The sequence below is a fragment of the Mesorhizobium sp. B3-1-8 genome (genome assembly GCF_006439495.1).
GTDB lineage: Bacteria > Pseudomonadota > Alphaproteobacteria > Rhizobiales > Rhizobiaceae > Mesorhizobium.
In genome coordinates this window covers 142,173-159,926 of record NZ_VFTK01000012.1, presented here as the reverse complement: position 1 = coordinate 159,926, position 17,754 = coordinate 142,173, and the positions used below count along the sequence as shown (strand labels likewise).

13 protein-coding genes are annotated in these 17,754 nt (G+C 65.8%); 8 read left to right on the top strand and 5 right to left on the bottom strand.

Features of this window, described 5'->3' with window-relative positions; all coding sequences use genetic code 11:
- Window positions 1-8 precede the first annotated feature (8 nt).
- From FJ424_RS13875 to FJ424_RS13840, 8 genes are all read left to right on the top strand, one after another.
- Window positions 9-1,205 (top strand): acyl-CoA dehydrogenase, encoded by a 1,197-nt coding sequence (locus FJ424_RS13875; RefSeq protein ID WP_140653194.1) that lies wholly within the window; start codon window positions 9-11, stop codon window positions 1,203-1,205.
- A gap of 105 nt (window positions 1,206-1,310) precedes the next feature.
- Complete coding sequence (locus FJ424_RS13870; protein WP_140653196.1) at window positions 1,311-4,670, top strand: transglutaminase family protein; 3,360 nt, start codon at window positions 1,311-1,313, stop codon at window positions 4,668-4,670.
- Window positions 4,671-4,676: 6 nt separating this feature from the next.
- Window positions 4,677-7,088, top strand: coding sequence for a circularly permuted type 2 ATP-grasp protein (locus FJ424_RS13865; protein WP_140653198.1), 2,412 nt, complete (start codon window positions 4,677-4,679; stop codon window positions 7,086-7,088).
- 100 nt (window positions 7,089-7,188) lie between these two features.
- Window positions 7,189-8,064 (top strand): transglutaminase family protein, encoded by an 876-nt coding sequence (locus tag FJ424_RS13860; protein ID WP_140645649.1) that lies wholly within the window; start codon window positions 7,189-7,191, stop codon window positions 8,062-8,064.
- A gap of 90 nt (window positions 8,065-8,154) precedes the next feature.
- Window positions 8,155-9,246 carry a DNA topoisomerase IB gene (locus FJ424_RS13855; RefSeq protein ID WP_140653200.1) on the top strand — a complete coding sequence of 364 codons (1,092 nt, stop codon included), beginning with the start codon at window positions 8,155-8,157 and terminating at the stop codon, window positions 9,244-9,246.
- A gap of 105 nt (window positions 9,247-9,351) precedes the next feature.
- Window positions 9,352-9,726, top strand: coding sequence for a YciI family protein (locus FJ424_RS13850; protein WP_140653202.1), 375 nt, complete (start codon window positions 9,352-9,354; stop codon window positions 9,724-9,726).
- Window positions 9,723-10,997 carry an RNA polymerase sigma factor gene (locus tag FJ424_RS13845; RefSeq protein WP_140653204.1) on the top strand — a complete coding sequence of 425 codons (1,275 nt, stop codon included), beginning with the start codon at window positions 9,723-9,725 and terminating at the stop codon, window positions 10,995-10,997. The genes FJ424_RS13850 and FJ424_RS13845 overlap by 4 nt, the downstream gene beginning before the upstream one ends.
- Window positions 10,998-11,372: 375 nt before the next feature.
- Window positions 11,373-12,887 carry an aldehyde dehydrogenase family protein gene (locus FJ424_RS13840; RefSeq protein WP_140653206.1) on the top strand — a complete coding sequence of 505 codons (1,515 nt, stop codon included), beginning with the start codon at window positions 11,373-11,375 and terminating at the stop codon, window positions 12,885-12,887.
- Between the two features lie 86 nt (window positions 12,888-12,973).
- Here the strand turns inward: FJ424_RS13840 and ugpC are convergent, their stop codons facing one another.
- From ugpC to FJ424_RS13815, 5 genes are read right to left on the bottom strand one after another with little or no spacing between them, the layout of a single operon-like run.
- Window positions 12,974-14,050, bottom strand: a complete 1,077-nt coding sequence (gene ugpC / locus FJ424_RS13835) for a sn-glycerol-3-phosphate ABC transporter ATP-binding protein UgpC (RefSeq protein ID WP_140653208.1) — start codon at window positions 14,048-14,050, stop codon at window positions 12,974-12,976.
- A complete protein-coding gene (locus FJ424_RS13830) occupies window positions 14,037-14,975 on the bottom strand; it encodes a PfkB family carbohydrate kinase (protein WP_140653209.1) in 939 nt (312 codons plus the stop codon). The genes ugpC and FJ424_RS13830 overlap by 14 nt, the downstream gene beginning before the upstream one ends.
- Entirely contained in the window at window positions 14,975-15,991 is a 1,017-nt protein-coding gene (locus tag FJ424_RS13825; protein ID WP_140653211.1) for an SIS domain-containing protein, read from the bottom strand. Before FJ424_RS13825 ends, FJ424_RS13830 begins: the two co-directional genes overlap by 1 nt.
- Before the next feature lie 2 nt (window positions 15,992-15,993).
- A complete protein-coding gene (locus FJ424_RS13820; protein ID WP_140645641.1) occupies window positions 15,994-16,839 on the bottom strand; it encodes a carbohydrate ABC transporter permease in 846 nt (281 codons plus the stop codon).
- Window positions 16,839-17,723: a sugar ABC transporter permease gene (locus FJ424_RS13815; RefSeq protein ID WP_140645640.1), complete on the bottom strand. Its 885-nt coding sequence runs from the start codon at window positions 17,721-17,723 to the stop codon at window positions 16,839-16,841. The genes FJ424_RS13820 and FJ424_RS13815 overlap by 1 nt, the downstream gene beginning before the upstream one ends.
- Window positions 17,724-17,754 lie beyond the last annotated feature (31 nt).

The window sequence follows — 17,754 nt, the reverse complement described above, 5'->3', positions numbered from 1 at the left end:
AGCGAGTCATGGCCGCCGAGAAGAATGCCTTCGTGTGGAACGATCCTTTCCTCATCGAGGACCAGCTTTCCGAGGACGAGCGCATGGTGCGCGACGGCGCTGCCGCCTTCGCCGCCGACAAGCTGGCGCCGCGCATCGAGGAAGCCTATGCCGAGGAGAAGACCGAGCCGTCGATCTTCCGCGAGATGGGCGAGGCGGGCCTGCTCGGCATCACCATTCCGGAAGAGTATGGCGGGCTCGGCGCCGGATACGTGACCTACGGATTGGTCGCGCGGGAAGTTGAACGTGTCGACTCGGGTTATCGTTCGATGATGAGCGTGCAGTCCTCGCTGGTCATGTATCCGATCCATGCCTATGGCTCGGAAGCGCAGCGCAAGAAATACCTGCCGAAGCTGGCGTCGGGCGAATGGATCGGCTGCTTCGGCCTCACCGAGCCGGATGCCGGCTCCGATCCGGGCGGCATGAAGACGCGCGCCGAGAAGACCGCGAATGGCTACAGGCTCTCCGGCTCCAAGATGTGGATATCCAACGCGCCGATCGCCGACGTGTTCGTCGTCTGGGCGAAGCTGAAGGGCGATAGCGGCAAGGACGAGATCCGCGGCTTCGTGTTGGAAAAGGGCCTGAAAGGGCTTTCCGCGCCGAAGATCGGCGGCAAGCTCAGCCTCCGCGCCTCGATCACCGGCGAAGTGGTGATGGAAGGCGTCGAGGTCGGCGAGGAAGCGCTGCTGCCCAACGCCAAGGGCCTCGGCGGTCCGTTCGGCTGCCTCAACCGGGCACGCTACGGCATCTCCTGGGGCGCGATGGGCGCCGCTGAGGATTGCTGGCACCGGGCGCGGCAGTATGGCCTCGACAGAAAACAGTTCGGCAAGCCGCTTGCCGGCACGCAGCTGTTCCAGAAGAAACTCGCCGATATGCAGACCGAGATCGCGCTCGGCCTGCAGGGCTCGTTGCGCGTCGGCCGGCTGATGGACGAAGGCAAGATGGCGCCGGAGATGATCTCGATCGTCAAGCGCAACAATTGCGGCAAGGCGCTCCATATCGCCCGTCAGGCGCGCGACATGCATGGCGGCAACGGCATCCAGATCGGCTACCATGTGATGCGCCACGCGCAGAACCTGGAGACGGTCAATACCTATGAGGGCACGCATGACGTGCATGCGCTAATCCTCGGAAGGGCGCAGACGGGTATCCAGGCGTTTTTCTAAGCTGGCAACGCTGCTTAAATTAGGTGCAGCGCAACATCTCTGCTTGGAGAATGGCCAGCATTTATGCCAGGGTTCGGCGACTGAAACGCCGAGCTCCGGGGCACCATGGCAATTCTGGCAGCCGTCCATCACCTGACCCATTACAAATATGACCGGCCGGTGGTGCTCGGTCCCCAGGTGATCAGGCTGCAGCCGGCGCCGCATTCGCGCACCAAGGTGTTCAGCCATTCGCTGAAGGTCGAGCCGGCAAACCACTTCGTCAACCTGCAGCAGGATCCCTACGGCAACTTCCTCGCCCGCTTCGTCTTTCCGGAGCCGGTGACGGAACTGAAGATCGAGGTCGACCTCGTCGCCGACATGACGGTCTACAATCCGTTCGACTTCTTCGTCGAGGAGAGCGCCGAGACCTTTCCGTTCGATTATCCGGAAGAGATCAGGGAAGACCTCGCCATCTACCGGAAACCGGAGCCGACCGGGCCGCTTTTGTCGAAATTTCTGGAGAGCATCGACCGCAGCCCGGCAAACACCGTCAATTTCCTCGTCGACCTCAATGCAAGGCTGCAGCGCGAGATCGCCTATATCGTGCGCATGGAGACCGGCGTGTTCTCACCGGAAGAAACGCTGGCCGCGGCCAAGGGCTCCTGCCGGGATTCGAGCTGGCTCCTGGTGCAGATCCTGCGCAATCTGGGCGTCGCCGCGCGCTTCGTCTCCGGCTATCTGATCCAGCTCAAGCCCGATCTCGTCTCGCTCGACGGACCGCCGGGAACCGCTGTCGACTTCACCGACCTGCATGCCTGGTGCGAGGTTTATATTCCGGGTGCCGGCTGGATCGGTTTCGACCCGACTTCCGGCCTGCTCACCGGCGAAAGCCACGTGCCGCTGGCGGCGACGCCGCATTTTCGCAACGCCGCGCCGATTTCCGGCATGGCGAGCTTCGCCAATGTCGAATTCGGCTTCGACATGCGCGTCGACCGCATCGCCGAGCATCCGCGCATCACCAAGCCATTCTCGGACGAAAGCTGGCAGGCGCTCGATCGATTGGGCGAAAAGGTTGACGCGGTGCTGAAAGACGGCGACGTGCGGCTCACCATGGGCGGCGAGCCGACCTTCGTGTCGATCGACGATTTCGAATCCGCAGAATGGAACACGGCGGCCGTCGGTCCATCCAAACGCGACAAGGCGGACCAGCTCATCCGCCGGCTGCGCGAGCGCTTCGCGCCGGGCGGCTTCCTGCATTACGGCCAGGGCAAATGGTATCCGGGCGAGAGCCTGCCGCGCTGGACCTTCTCGCTCTACTGGCGCGCCGACGGCGAGCCGGTATGGAGCGACCCGTCGCTGATCGCACGCGAAAAGAGTGACGCGAAGGTCGGGCCGCAGCAGGCCGAGAGCCTGCTGACGGCTATCGCCGGCGAGCTCGGCATCGACAGGGCGATGGTCAGCGAGGCCTATGAGGATCCAGGCGAATGGCTGCTCAAGGAAGGCAAGCTGCCGGACAATGTCGATCCGTCCAATTCCAAGCTGGAAGACCCGGAAGAGCGCAGCCGCATGGCGCGCGTCTTCGAGCGCGGGCTGACCAAGCCGTCGGGCTATGTGCTGCCGGTGCAGCGCTGGAACAGCCAGGCCGCCGGACAGCGCTGGCGCTCGGAGAAATGGAAGACGCGGCGCGGCCGGCTGTTCCTGGTGCCGGGCGATTCCCCGGTCGGCTATCGCCTGCCGCTCGGCACGCTGCCTTACGTGCCGCCGGCGCAGTTCCCCTATATCGTGCCGGTCGATCCGTCGCTGCCGCGTGGGCCGCTGCCGGCGCGCGAGGCTATCTTGCCGGGCGCCGCCACGGCGGAGCCTGAAGGCGCCGACGAAATGGCGCGCCGCCAGCAGGCCGTGTCCTTCACCGCCGCGACCGGCCAGCAGGATCGCGTCGAGCAGGAGATCACCGAGATCGGGGGCGCGGTGCGCACCGCGCTTTCGGTCGAGCCGCGCGACGGGCGGCTGTGCGTGTTCATGCCGCCGGTCGAGGCGCTGGAAGACTATCTCGAACTGGTGGCGGCGGCCGAGAACGCGGCCAAGGCCATCGGCCTGCCGGTGCATATCGAGGGTTACGCCCCGCCGCAGGATCCGCGCCTCAACGTCATCCGCGTCGCGCCCGACCCGGGCGTCATCGAGATCAACATCCACCCAGCCGCCAACTGGCGGGATTGCGTGGCGACGACCACGGCAATCTATGAGGAGGCGCGGCAGTCGCGGCTCGGCACCGACAAGTTCATGATCGACGGACGCCACACCGGCACCGGCGGCGGCAACCATGTCGTGGTCGGCGGCGCGACGCCGAACGACAGCCCGTTCCTGCGCCGGCCGGACCTGTTGAAGAGCCTGGTGCTGCAATGGCAGCGGCACCCGTCCCTGTCCTACCTGTTTTCCGGCCTGTTCATCGGCCCGACCAGCCAGGCGCCGCGCATCGACGAGGCGCGGCACGATTCACTTTATGAGCTGGAAATCGCGTTGGCGCAGGTGCCGTATCCCGACAAGGGCGCGGCGCCTTTGCCGTGGCTGGTCGACCGGCTGTTCCGCAACCTTTTGACCGATGTCACCGGCAACACGCATCGTTCGGAAATCTGCATCGACAAATTGTTCTCGCCGGATGGGCCTACCGGGCGGCTGGGGCTGGTCGAGTTCCGCGGTTTCGAGATGCCGCCGAATGCGCGCATGTCGCTCGCCCAGCAATTGCTGGTCCGCGCCATCATCGCCCGCGCCTGGAAAAACCCGCTCGACGGCCGTTTCGCGCGCTGGGGCACCTCGCTGCACGACCGCTTCATGCTGCCGCATTATGTCTGGGCGGATTTCCTCGACGTGCTGGAGGATTTGAAGCTGAACGGTTTCGACTTCCGTCCCGAATGGTTCGCGGCCCAGCTCGAATTCCGCTTCCCGTTCTGCGGCGAGGTAAGCCAAGCCGGCGTCAAGCTGGAATTGCGGCAGGCGCTGGAGCCCTGGCACGTGATGGGCGAGCAGGGCGCCATCGGCGGCACTGTCCGGTTTGTCGACTCCTCGGTCGAGCGACTGCAGGTGCGGACCGAAGGCCTCAATCCGGAGCGCCACGCCATCGTCTGCAACGGCCGCATCGTGCCGATGAAAGTCACCGACAACCGCGAGGCCGCGGTGGCTGGCGTGCGCTTCAAGGCCTGGCAGCCGGCCTCCGGCCTGCATCCGGCCCTGCCGGTCAACACGCCGCTGGTCTTCGACATCTATGATCGCTGGTCAGGCCGCCCGGTCGGCGGCTGTGTCTACCATGTCGCGCATCCGGGCGGGCGCAGCTATGACACCTTCCCGGTCAACGGCAACGAGGCCGAAGCGCGGCGGCTTGCCCGGTTCGAACCGCGCGGTCATACGCCGGGCGGTTATGTGCTGCGTAACGAAGAAGCTTCTGAAGAGTTTCCCATGACCCTTGACCTCAGGCGGCCGGCGAGACTCTGATCGACAATGGCCAAGGGGAATCAGAGACGGGCAGGCGGCAGGCCGCGGGCGCAGGGCCTGCTGGAGCGCTACCGGCCGATCGAAGGCGTCGTCGACGAGATGGTCGACGCGTCGGGCAGCCCGCGTCCGGCCTGGCGCTTCTTCATCGACGCGCTCGACGATCTGGGCGCGGAACGGCTTGGGCAGCGGTTTGCCCGCGCCGACCAGTATCTGCGCGACGCCGGCGTCTATTACCGCGTCTATGAGCAGGCCGGGGCCAATGAGCGGGAATGGCCGCTCGCGCATGTTCCGCTGCTGATCGACGAGAAGGAATGGGCCGAGATCAGTGCCGGCCTCGTCCAGCGCGCCGACCTGTTCGAGGCCATCCTGGCCGACATCTATGGGCCGAACCGGCTGATCGAGAAGGGGATCCTGCCTGCCGGGCTGATCGCGGCGAGCTCCGAATATCTGCGCCCCGTCGCAGGCGTTCGGCCGGCGAGCGGGCATTTCCTGCATATGGTCGCCTTCGAGCTCGGCCGTGGCCCGGACGGGCGCTGGTGGGTGCTGGGCGATCGCGCCCAGGCGCCGTCCGGCGCCGGCTTCGCGCTGGAGAACCGCGTCGCCACCACGCGCGCGCTGTCGGATATCTATGGCGAGATGCATGTGCATCGGCTGGCCGGCTTCTTCCGCCGTTTCCGCGATGCGCTGAACGGCATGGCGAGGGAATCGGGCGGCCGTGTCGCCATCCTGACGCCGGGACCACTCAACGAAACCTATTACGAGCATGCCTATATCGCCCGCTATCTCGGCATCATGCTGCTCGAGGGCGAGGACCTGACCGTATCCGGCGGCAGGCTGATGGTGCGGACGGTTTCAGGCCTGCTGCCGATCGGCGTCCTGTGGCGGCGTCTCGACGCAGCCTTCGCCGATCCGCTGGAGCTCAGGCCGGACTCGCAGATCGGCACGCCCGGGCTGGTCGAGGCGATCCGGCGCGGCTCTGTTTCGGCCGTCAATGCGCTGGGTTCCGGCCTGGTGGAAACGCGGGCCTTGCTTTCCTTCCTGCCCAGGATCGCGCGGGAACTGCAAGGTGAAGATCTGTCGTTGCCGAACGTTGCCACTTGGTGGTGCGGGCAGCAGAACGAACGCGACCACGTGCTTGCCAACATCGACCATATGGTGGTCGGCCCGGCGCTGTCGACGCGGCTCGCCTTCGAGGATGATGGCGCGACCAGCCTCGGTTCGGCGCTTTCGGCGGGGGAACGGGCGGAGCTTGTCGCGCGGATCGAAGCCGACGGCGCCGGCTTTGTCGGCCAGGAAGCGGTGACACTCTCGACCACGCCGGTGTTCGTCGGCGGTGTGCTTGAGCCGCGCCCCGCCAGTCTGCGCGTCTATCTGGCGCGCACGCCGGAAGGCTGGACGGTGATGCCCGGCGGCTTCGCCCGGGTCGGCTTCTCGCTCGACCCGACGGCGATCGCCATGCAGCGCGGCGGCCAGGCGGCCGATGTCTGGGTGGTCAGCGACAGGCCGGTCGAGCGCGAGACATTGTTGCCGCAAGAGCATGACGGCTTCACCCGCACCATGCCCGGCAGCCTGCCCAGCCGCGCGGCGGAGAACCTGACCTGGCTCGGGCGCTATATCGAGCGCTCCGAAGACACGGTGCGCGTGCTGCGCGCCTATCACGTCCGGCTTGCCGAGACGTCCGATCCGGACATGCCGCTGCTCGCCGATATCAGGGACTATCTCGAGCCGTTCGGCATCGAGGCCGAAACGGCGATACCGCCAGGGTTGATCGGCACTTTGGACAGCGCGGTCTACAGCGCCGGCCAGATTCGCGACCGCTTCTCTCCCGACGGCTGGCTGGCGCTGAAGGATCTGTCGAAGACCATCCACAAATTCGCGGAGACGGTCGCGCCCGGAGACGACGCGACGCGGGCGATGACGGTGATGCTGCGCAAGCTCGCCGGCTTTTCCGGTCTGCTGCACGAGAATATGTACCGCTTCACCGGGTGGCGCTTCCTGGAGATCGGCCGCAGGCTGGAGCGCGGCATCCAGATCGCCGGCACGCTCAGCCGGCTGACAAGGAATGGGGCGCCGGAAGGCGCGCTCGACATGATGCTGGAGATCGGCGACAGCGTCATGACCCATCGCCGGCAGTATCCGGTGCAGGCCGGGCGGCGCACGGTGATCGACCTGCTCGCGCTCGACCCGCTCAACCCACGCTCGATCCTGTTCCAGCTCGAGCGGCTGAAGGCCGAGATCGCCATGCTGCCTTCGATCGGCGGCGAGGGGCATATGTCGCCCGCCGCCAAGGAAATCCTGCAGCTCAACACGGCAATCGCCGTCATGGAGCCGTCGGATATGAGCGCCAAGGTGCTCGACGACTTGGCCGGCCAGATCGGCGCTCTCTACAACAGCCTCGCCAGAGGCTATTTCGGTTAGAGCATTTCCAGCGAAAAGGATCGCCTCCAATGCTCTATCTCTTTGTTTTTGCGCAATTCCGGACGCAAAACCACTGCGCACTTTTGCTGGAATTGCTTTAATGCACTACGACATCAAACTCCATCTGCATTACGACTATGCCGCCGCCGCCGGCGGCGGACGGCACCAGGTGCGCGTCATGCCGCAGACGATCGCCGGCGTGCAGCGCGTGATCGCGGCCTCGCTGTCCTTCCAGCCGTCGCCGGCCGAACGTGCCGATTTTTCCGATTTCTTCGGCAACAACGTCACATCGATCGCCTTTCGCGACGCGCATGAGACGCTCGACATCCGAATGAGCGCGCGCGTTTCGGTGTCGCGGCCCGAGCCGGGTCTCGATGTCTCGCCCGATATAAACGGGCTGAGGTCGGAGCTCGATCTGGTGCGCTCACTCTCGCCGTCCGCGCCGCATCATTTCCTCGCCGCCAGCGATCATGTAGGCATCGACGCGGCGATCACGGCCTATGCGCGGGACAGTTTGTCGGGGTCAACCGTTGCCACGGCGGCCGATCTCTGCAACCGCATTCATCGCGACTTCACCTATGACGGCAAGGCGACGACCGTGCAGACCCGGGCCAGCGACGCCTTTGCGCTGAAACGCGGCGTCTGCCAGGATTTCTCGCATATCATGATCGCCGGCCTGCGCGGGCTTGGCATCCCGGCCGGCTATGTCAGCGGCTTCCTGCGCACTATCCCGCCGAAGGGCAAGCCGCGGCTTGAAGGCGCGGACGCCATGCATGCCTGGGTCAAGGCCTGGTGCGGACGCGACGCCGGCTGGCAGGAGTTCGACCCGACCAACGGCATGCGGGCGAGCAACGACCATATCACCGTCGGCTACGGCCGCGACTATTCCGACGTGGCGCCGATCGTCGGCGTCTTGAAAACGACCGGTGGTCAAGTCGGCGAGCAGGCGGTCGACGTCATCCCGGTGGCAGCCTGACGCGACGGCGTCGATGATGCGCGCCGCCGTTTGCATCCGGAACCAGTCATCGGCGAGCGGCTTTATCTACGGATAATTCGCGGAGCCGGCATGTTGCAGCATTCACAATTGTCCTCGGACCGTTCAACGCGGAACGAGGAAACTCGAAGGAACGGTGCGCAAGATTCGGCCGAGCGCGCGTCGCTCAGCTATGTGAGCGATGCCGATCCCGGCGTCCGACGATTGAGAAAAGGCAAGGGATTTTCCTATGCCGGTCCGAACGGACGCGCGGTCAGCGCGCAGACCCTTGCCCGCATCAAGGCGATCGTCATTCCGCCGGCCTGGACGGATGTGTGGATCTCGCCCGATCCGGACGGCCATATCCAGGCGACAGGCCGGGATCAGCGCGGCCGCAAACAGTACCGTTATCACCCGCAATGGACCGAGGAGCGCGACGGCGTCAAATATTCCAGCCTCGTCGATTTCGCCGAAAACCTGCCCGCGCTGCGGCTGCAGATCGATGCGGACCTGCGCCGCCACGGTCTGCCGATGGAGCGCGTCGTCGCCTCGGTGGTCTGGTTGCTCGATAATACCCTTATCCGCATCGGCAACGCCGCCTATGCGCGGGACAACAAGAGTTTCGGGCTGACCACGCTGCGCGACCGTCATGTCGAGATCACGGGCTCCAGCCTGCGCTTCGCCTTCAAGGGCAAGTCGGGCAAGGAATGGAAGCTGAAGCTGGTCGATCGCCGCATCGCCAAGATCGTGCGCGGCGCCCAAGACCTGCCCGGGCAGAAGCTGTTCCAATACCTCGATGAGCATGGCGACCGGTGGCCGGTGCGCTCGGAGGACGTCAACCGCTACATTCGCGAGGCATCCGGCGCCGATTTCAGCTCAAAGCATTTCCGCACCTGGGGCGGCACGATCCATGCGGCGTCGCTGTTTGCCGGGACCGAGCTGCCGGAAAGCAAGACGCAGCAAAAACGGATGATCAACAGTGTCGTCGACAAGGTCGCCGAACGGTTGGGCAATACCCGTGCCGTCTGCCGCAAATGCTACATCCATCCGCTGGTGTTCGAGGCATGGAGCAAAGGGCGCCTGCTTGACGAAATGGCCGGGGCCAACAAGCGCAAACGCCGGATATCCGGCCTCGACGAGGAAGAAACGCTGGTGCTCAGATGGCTGCAGGCGCGCGGCGCCTGACAGGCAGGCGCGAAGGCAGTCCGGGATCCCTCGATAAATTTTTTTATCGACCTTGTGTCGGGAAGGGTCCTAGTGTCGCGTCCTTTGATACGGAAAGGACGCACCATGCTCTACGCCATCCTCTGCTACGCTTCCGAAGACGTCGTCTGCTCCTGGAGCAAGGAACAGGACGACGAGGTCATGGCAAAGCTCCTCAACGTGCAGGACAAATACGCCAAGGCGGGCCGGCTCGGCCCCGTGGCGCGCCTTTTGCCGACGACCGCGGCGACCACACTGAGAAAGGTCAGGGGCGAGGCGGTCGTGCTGGACGGCCCGTTCGCCGAAACCAAGGAACAGTTCCTCGGCTTCTACACGCTCGAATGCGACGATCTCGACGAAGCCGTCGAATTCGCGCGCGAGCTTTCCGAGGTCAATCCGAGCGGCGGCTCCTACGAGATCCGGCCCGTTTCGGTCTTCAATCCGACAAAGGTAGCAGTATGACGGAGCTTGCCTGGATAAGCACGGCGATCGGCAACGCCCGTCCGCAGGCGATGGGCGCGCTGCTGCGCTACTTCCGCGACCTCGACGCCGCGGAGGAGGCTTTCCAGGACGCTTGCCTGAGGGCACTCAAGAACTGGCCGAAGAACGGGCCGCCGCGCGATCCCGTCGCCTGGCTGATCTTTGTCGGCCGCAACAGCGGCATCGACGCCGTGCGCAAGCGCGCCAAGCAGGCGCCGATGCCGGAAGAAGACCAGGTCTCCGATCTGGAGGACGCCGAGAGCGACATCGCCGAGCGGCTCGACGGCGCGCATTACCGCGACGATATCCTGCGGCTTCTGTTCATCTGCTGCCATCCGGATCTGCCGGCGACGCAGCAGATCGCGGTGGCGCTGCGCATCGTCTCCGGCCTTACCGTCAAGCAGATCGCGCGCGCCTTCCTCGTCGGCGAGAGCGCCATGGAACAGCGCATCACCCGCGCCAAGGCGCGCATCGCCGATGCCGGCGTGCCGTTCGAAACGCCGGGCGCAGTCGAGCGCTCGGAGCGGCTCGCCGCTGTCGCCGCGATGGTCTATCTGATCTTCAACGAAGGCTATTCGACCAATGGCGGCGAGGCGCCGGCCCGCGCGCCGCTGTGCGAGGAGGCGATCCGGCTTGCCCGTCTGCTGCTCAGGCTCTTCCAGGCCGAGCCGGAGATCATGGGGCTGACCGCGCTGCTTCTGCTGCAGCACGCGCGGGCGCCGGCGCGTTTCGACGAGAATGGCGAGATCGTCCTGCTCGAGGACCAGGACCGCTCGCTATGGAGCCGCAAGATGATCGACGAGGGCCTGGCGCTGGTCGACAAGGCGCTGCGCCACCGCAAGCCCGGCCCCTACCAGGTTCAGGCGGCGATCGCGGCGCTGCATGCGCGGGCGGCGACGGCGGAAGATACAGACTGGACCGAGATCGACCTGCTCTACGGTCTGCTGGAGCAGATGCAGCCTTCGCCCGTTGTGACGCTGAACCGGGCGGTCGCGGTCAGCAAAGTGAAGGGTCCGGGCGCTGCGCTTGCCATGATCGAGCCGCTGGAAGAGCGGCTCTCGGGCTATTTCCATTTCTTCGGCCTGAGGGGCGGGCTGCTGATGCAGCTTGGCCGCAACGAGGAGGCGCGCGTTGCCTTCGACCGCGCCATCGCTTTGGCCAATACCGCCGCTGAGGCGGCGCATATCCGCATGCATATCGACCGGCTGATCAAGGAAAGCAGTCAGAAGCCTTCGGCCCAGAAGGCGCACTGAGGCGTATTGAGTTTGAGGTGATGCCGATCTGCAAATGCGGCGTTCCTGCACTTCCGGCCTTCGCCGGCCGAAGCACTCGTGAGTGGCGCGGCAGCTAAATTAAGGCTACGGTTCTCGGAAGCCACCACTTGGTCGCTTCGCGCCTGTCTTCGATTCCGACTCGGCCTGACCTGAATCCACAACACACCTTGGCCGTGGTTTGCTGTCTGGCCCAATTCCGCGCTCCAGCCTTGGACCATGCCGGGGTGGCGGTTTTTCCCTGAAACGAGTAATGCCACGCCATCAAAGCGCCCGGACTGTGCCCGACCGCACGTCCAAGAGATGGCGCATGGCTCCATTCCTGCCCATGAGAGGCGGAACCTGAAAGGGACAGAAATGACGTTAGCGAAGGAAACGGCCGCACTTCTTGAGAAACTCGGCGTTGCCAAGGATGCGCTTTCGGGCGGCGACCTTGTCGTGCGCAGCCCGGTGACGGGCGAACAGATCGCGGCGCTGAAGTCGATTTCGGCCGCCGATGCCGGCAAGGCCATCGATGCCGCGCACAAGGCCTTCCAGGACTGGCGGCTGGTGCCGGGGCCGAAGCGGGGCGAACTGGTGCGTCTGCTCGGCGAGGAGTTGCGCGCGCATAAGGACGAGCTCGGCCGCCTGGTGTCGATCGAGGTCGGCAAGATCCCGTCCGAGGGTCTCGGCGAAGTGCAGGAAATGATCGACATCTGCGACTTCGCCGTAGGCCTTTCGCGCCAGCTCTATGGCCTGACGATCGCCACCGAGCGTCCCGGACACCGCATGATGGAGACCTGGCATCCGCTCGGCGTCGTCGGCGTGATCTCTGCCTTCAACTTCCCGGTCGCGGTGTGGTCGTGGAATGCAGCCCTTGCCTTCGTCTGCGGCGATGCGGTGGTGTGGAAGCCGTCGGAAAAGACGCCGCTGACCGCACTTGCCTGCGAGGCGATCTTCAAGCGCGCCGTCAAGCGTTTCGGCAAGGATGCGCCGGCAGGGCTGCTGCAGGTGCTGGTCGGCGACCGCGTCGCCGGCGAGGTGCTGGTCGACCATCCCAAGGTGCCGCTGGTCTCGGCTACCGGCTCGACGCGCATGGGCCGGGAGGTCGGTCCTAGGCTCGCCAAGCGTTTTGCCCGTGCCGTGCTGGAGCTCGGCGGCAACAATGCCGGCATCGTGACGCCCACCGCCGATCTCGACATGGCGCTGCGCGCCATCGCCTTCGGCGCCATGGGCACGGCCGGCCAGCGCTGCACGACGCTCAGACGCCTGTTCGTGCATGACAGCGTCTATGACGCGCTCTTGCCGCGGCTGAAGAAGGCCTATCAGTCCGTCTCGGTCGGCAATCCGCTGGAAGGCAAGGCGCTGGTCGGCCCGCTGATCGACAAGGCCGCCTTCGACAACATGCAGAAGGCGTTGGAGGAAGCTGAGGTGCATGGCGGCAAGGTGACCGGCGGCACGCGCGTCGAGAACGGCCATCCGGACGCCTATTACGTGCATCCGGCACTGGTCGAGATGCCGAAGCAGGTTTCGCCGGTGACGGAAGAGACCTTCGCGCCGATCCTCTATGTGATGAAATATTCCGATTTCGACGAGGCGCTGGAGCAGCACAATGCGGTCGGCGCCGGCCTGTCGTCGTCGATCTTCACGCGCGACTTGCAGGAATCGGAGCGGTTCCTGGGCGTCGACGGCTCTGACTGCGGCATCGCCAACGTCAACATCGGCACGTCGGGCGCCGAGATCGGCGGGGCGTTCGGTGGCGAGAAGGAGACGGGCGGCGGCCGCGAGAGCGGCTCGGACGCCTGGAAGGCCTATATGCGCCGCGCCACCAACACGGTGAACTATTCCAAGGCGCTGCCGCTCGCGCAAGGCGTGTCGTTCGACATCGATTGAGGACGAGCGACGGGTCAGCCCTCACCCGCGAGCTGACCCGGCCCGCCTATCGATCAGGCCATGCAGGGCGGAAGGCGGGCGATTGGTCAGAAAGCCTTGCCGGTGGCCGGATCGAAGAGGCGGAGCGCGTCCGCATCCAAGACGAACGCGCATGGCTGACCCTTGGCGACACGGGCGCGCGGCGGCAATGTCGCCGTCAAGTTCTGCGCGCCGACCCGGGCGGTGGTGACCTGTTCGGGGCCGGTCAGTTCGACGACGTCGATCTCCACCGGCAGCGACAGTTCAGCGCCGCTGCCCGGTCCAAGGCGGAGCGCTTCCGGCCTGATGCCGACCACAACTGATGCACTGTTGCGGGCCGCGTCGGCGTAGCGAGCCGGAATCGCCAGCCGCGCATCGGTGCCTGCAATCGCCAGCTTGCCGTCCTCGACGGTCGCTTCCAGCATGTTCATCGACGGCGCGCCGACGAAGCCCGCGACATAGAGCGTCGCCGGATGGTTGTAGATCTCTTCCGGCGTGCCCAGCTGTTCGATGCGGCCGTCGCGCATGACGGCGATGCGGGTCGCCAGCGTCATCGCCTCGATCTGGTCATGGGTGACGTAGACGACCGTGGTGCGCAGCATTTCATGCAGGCGCTTCAGTTCGGTGCGCATTTCCAGCCGCAGCTTGGCGTCAAGATTCGAGAGCGGCTCGTCGAACAGGAAGACCTGCGGCTTGCGCACCAAAGCGCGGCCGATGGCGACGCGCTGGCGCTGGCCGCCGGAGAGCTGGCCGGGCTTGCGGTCGAGCAGGTTCTCGATCTGCAGCAATCTTGCCGCCTCGCGCACCGCCTTGTCGCGCTCGGCGGCGGGGACTTTGCGCATTTCAAGGCCGAAGCCGATGTTGCGGCTGACGGTGAGGTTCGGATAGAGCGCGTAGGACTGGAAGACCATGGCGATGTCGCGGTTTTTCGGATGCACGCCAAGCACCGACCTGCCGCCGATCAGCACATCGCCGCTGGTTGCCTCGGCGAGACCGGCGATGATGTTGAGCAAAGTGGACTTGCCACAGCCCGACGAACCGAGCAGCACCAGGAACTCGCCATTTTCGAGCGCGATGTCGATGCCTTTCAGGGTTTCGACGCTGCCGTAATTCTTGCGGACATCGCGAATTTCAAGCGCGCTCATGAACAGCATCCTCGAACTGGATCGGCCCGCCATAATCGCGGGGCAAGGTTGAAATGGCGCGCGAGGCCACAAGGATGGCGGCGGACAGGCACTTCACCAACGATTGCCCCTGTGCCAGTGCCGCCAGGAAGGCGGCGTTGAAGACATCGCCGGCGCCGATCGTGTCGATGACGGCGACTCGAGGTGCCGGCACTTGAATGAGCTCGCCGTCGGCGCCGATGGCGATCGCGCCGTCCGGCCCGCGCTTGACGACGACCGTCGCTTCGTCCCGCATGCCGTCGCGGATCTTGCGCGCGGCTTCCGATGGACTTGCCAGGCCGGCCAGCGTAGTCGTCTCGACCTCGTTGAAGAGGGCCAGTGCGCAGCGCGACAGCCAGCCGCGCGCGGCGGTGCAGTTCGCTTGCGTCCAGCCGTCGATCGGCCAGCCTGTGTCAAGCGCAACGGCGATGCCATGCGCTTCGGCCCAGTCGAAGAAGGCGTCGTAATCGCGCGTCAGGTCGTCGGTGAGGAAAGAGCCGCAGAGCAGCGCGTAACCGCCAGCAAGCCGATTGCCGTTCAGCACGGAGAGCACGTCAGCCAGGCTGAAGCGGGGCAGGTGGCCGCGCGTGGTGAAGAAGGTGCGCTCGCCATCGGGATGGGTCATGCCGACCGACAATGTCGTGCCTTCGGGACGAACCGGCCAATTCTGCGCGCGGCGTCCGAAGGCCTCGCGCAGCCAGCGCCCGAACTGGTCGTCGCCAATATTGGCGGCGATCTCGAAGTCGATGCCCAGCGCCTGCCAGGCAAGCGCGGTGTTGCCGGCCTGGCCGCCGACGCGCAGGTCGTCATGATCGACGACGGTCTCCGTGCCGGCCTTCGGCCAGGGCGCGACGGGCCCGACGATCAGGTCGACATTGACGTTGCCGATCACCGCGAGCGGCAGCATCACTCGCTCCTGGTGATCTTGGTGGTGCGCACCGGCGTTCCGGCATTCTCGACGCGGGAATCGGCGAAGGCGACCATCAGGCGTTGCGCAACCGGCAGCATGGCAAAGATCGCCGCCAAGCCCGTGGCGGGCTTGAAGGCGAACGTGACCGCGCCCGCGACCGGCGGCTTGCCAGAAGCGTCGAACATGATCAGCGGCGCGCCGGTCTCGACCACCGAAACGGCCATGGCGGTGACCAGCTCCGCGGTCGGGTCGTCGCCGCGGAAGAGGACGACGCCGATCTTGGGCCCGAGCATCTCCATCGGCCCGTGGCGAAGCTGGCCGCCTTCGAGCGAAAAGCACGGCAGGCGCGACAATTCGGTCAGGCCGAGCCCCAGCGCCTCGGCGAGGCCCTGCAGCCTGCGGCCGGAGGTCACGACGGTCGCGACCGTGCTCAGCGCCTCGAGCGCGGCATTGATCTCGACCGTCTCCGTCGCCTTGAGCACCGCGAGCGCGGCGGCGGGGTCCTCGCCCAGCGCGGCGAGAATGGCGAGGTGCAGGGCGAAGGTCACGGTCAGGCTGCGGGTCGCGGCAAAGGCAAGCTCGGTGCCGCCGGTGCCGACGAGGCAAGGCACCGTACGGCCGAGGAAGGAACCGGCCTCCAGCGTCAGGCCGAAGGTGTCGGCCTGCGGATCCGTTTCGGAGAACCAGCGCAGGACTTCGGCGCTTTCACCGGATTGCGAGGTGACGAGCACGGTCCGGCCTGTAAGCGGCAGCGGCTGGCCGAGTTGCTCCGAGAGCGGCATGGCGATGGCATCGATGCCATGCGCGCGATAGAGCGGCTCGACGGCGCGCGCGACGGCATGCGAGGCGCCCATGCCGAGCAGGACGAGCCTGCCGTTCTTCCTGATCGAGGCGGCGACCTCGGCGGCGGCCTCTCGATTGCTCTCGAACGAGGCAAGCGCATCCTCATGCTGGCGCGCCATCTCGCGGTCGATCGCGACAAGCCCTGCCGGGCGGTTCTTCTCTGCAGTCATGATTATCCTTTCACTCCGCCGCTGGTGAGGCCCGAGATCAGCGCGCGTTGCATGACGAGGCCGATCAGCACCGGCGGCAAGGCCGCGAGCACGCCGGCGGTGGCGATCAGTCCGTAGTCGGAAACGCGGCCGCCGGCGAGATCGGCGATGGCGACCGTCAGGGTCTTTGCCCGCTGGTCCGAGGTGAAGAGCAGGGCATAGAAGAACTCGTCCCAGGCAAGCAGCACGGCAAACAGCGCCGATGTCGCCACGACGGGCGCCGCCAGCGGCAAGGTGATGATGCGCCACGTCTGGAGCAGCCCGGCCCCGTCGATCATTGCCGCGGCCTCGATCTCGCGCGGAATGGAATCGAAGCCCGATTTCATCAGCCAAGTGGTGAAGGGCGCGAGGATCGTCAGATAGATCAGCGCAAGGCCAAAGACGTTGTTGAGCAGGCCGAGATAAGACAGGCCCATGTAAAGCGGCACGGAGAGCGCTACCGGCGGCAGCATATAGGTGGCGATCACCATGGACAGCGACCAGCCCACCGAAGGCGTGCGCGAAACGGCCCAGCCGGCCGGCACGGCAAGAACGATAGCGGCAAGCGTCGCCATGCCGGCGACTTCCAGGCTGTTGCGCAACGAGGCGGTGAAGGCGGCGCCGGCGCTGTTTTCGGCCGTCGACAGAAGCTGCGCGTAACGGGAGAAGTCGGCCGCCTGCGGCCACCAGCGCAGCGGCTTGGCGGCAAGATCGGCCGCCGGCGATATGCTCATGACGAAGAGCCAGGCAAGCGGCGCCAGGATCACGGCGGCGAGCAGGATCGCGCAGACATAGATGAAAGCGGTGAAGACCGGGCTCTTGCGTTCCATCAGGCGGCGCTCCCCGCGGTCTTCCTGACCAGCGTCGCATAGGCGACGGCGAGCACGGTGACGAGCAAGGTGACGATCAGCGCCAGCGATGCGCCGGAGCCGGCGCGCTGGAAGGAGAAGGCCTCCTGATAGACGAGGATCGACAGCGAGCGGGTGCTGTTGGCCGGGCCGCCGCGGGTCATGACCCAGATGATGTCGAAGACCTTGAAGGCCTCGATGGTGCGCAGCACCAGCGCCACCATCAGCGGACCGGCGAGATAGGGCAGGATGACGAAACGAAAGCGGTTGAACGGGCCGGCGCCATCGACAAGCGCCGCTGCGGTGATGTCGCGCGGCACCGCTTGCAGGGCGGCGAGCGCGATCAGCGCGACAAGAGGAAAATTCTTCCAGCAGTCGGCGACAATCAGCGCCGCGAGCGCCGTGCCGGGCTCACCCAGCCACGAGCGATAGTCATCGAGGAGATGGAGTTGCGTCAGCGCCGCATTCAGCGCGCCATATTCGGGATTGTAGATCAGCCGCCAGAGCGTCGCGTTGACGACGGTGGGCAGCGCCCATGGCAGGATCATCAGCCCGCGCAAGACCGCGCGGCCACGGAATTCCTGATTGAGCAGAAGAGCGGCAAGCACGCCGATCACCATCTCGGCGGCGACCGAGATGACCGCAAACCAGGTGGTTGTGACCAGCGTGCGGCTGAAGTTCGAGCTCGTCAGCATCTTGGTGTAGTTGTCGAAGCCGACGTAATTGCCAGCCGTGCCGACCAGCTGGGCGTCGGTGAAGGAGAGCCTGACCGTATCGACCAACGGCCAGCCGATGACGGCGACCATGATCACCAGAAGCGGCAGCATCAACAGCCACGCGCGAGTCGTCATCCAGGTGCCTGACATGAGAGGCGCCTCTCTTCCTTCATCCGGTCAG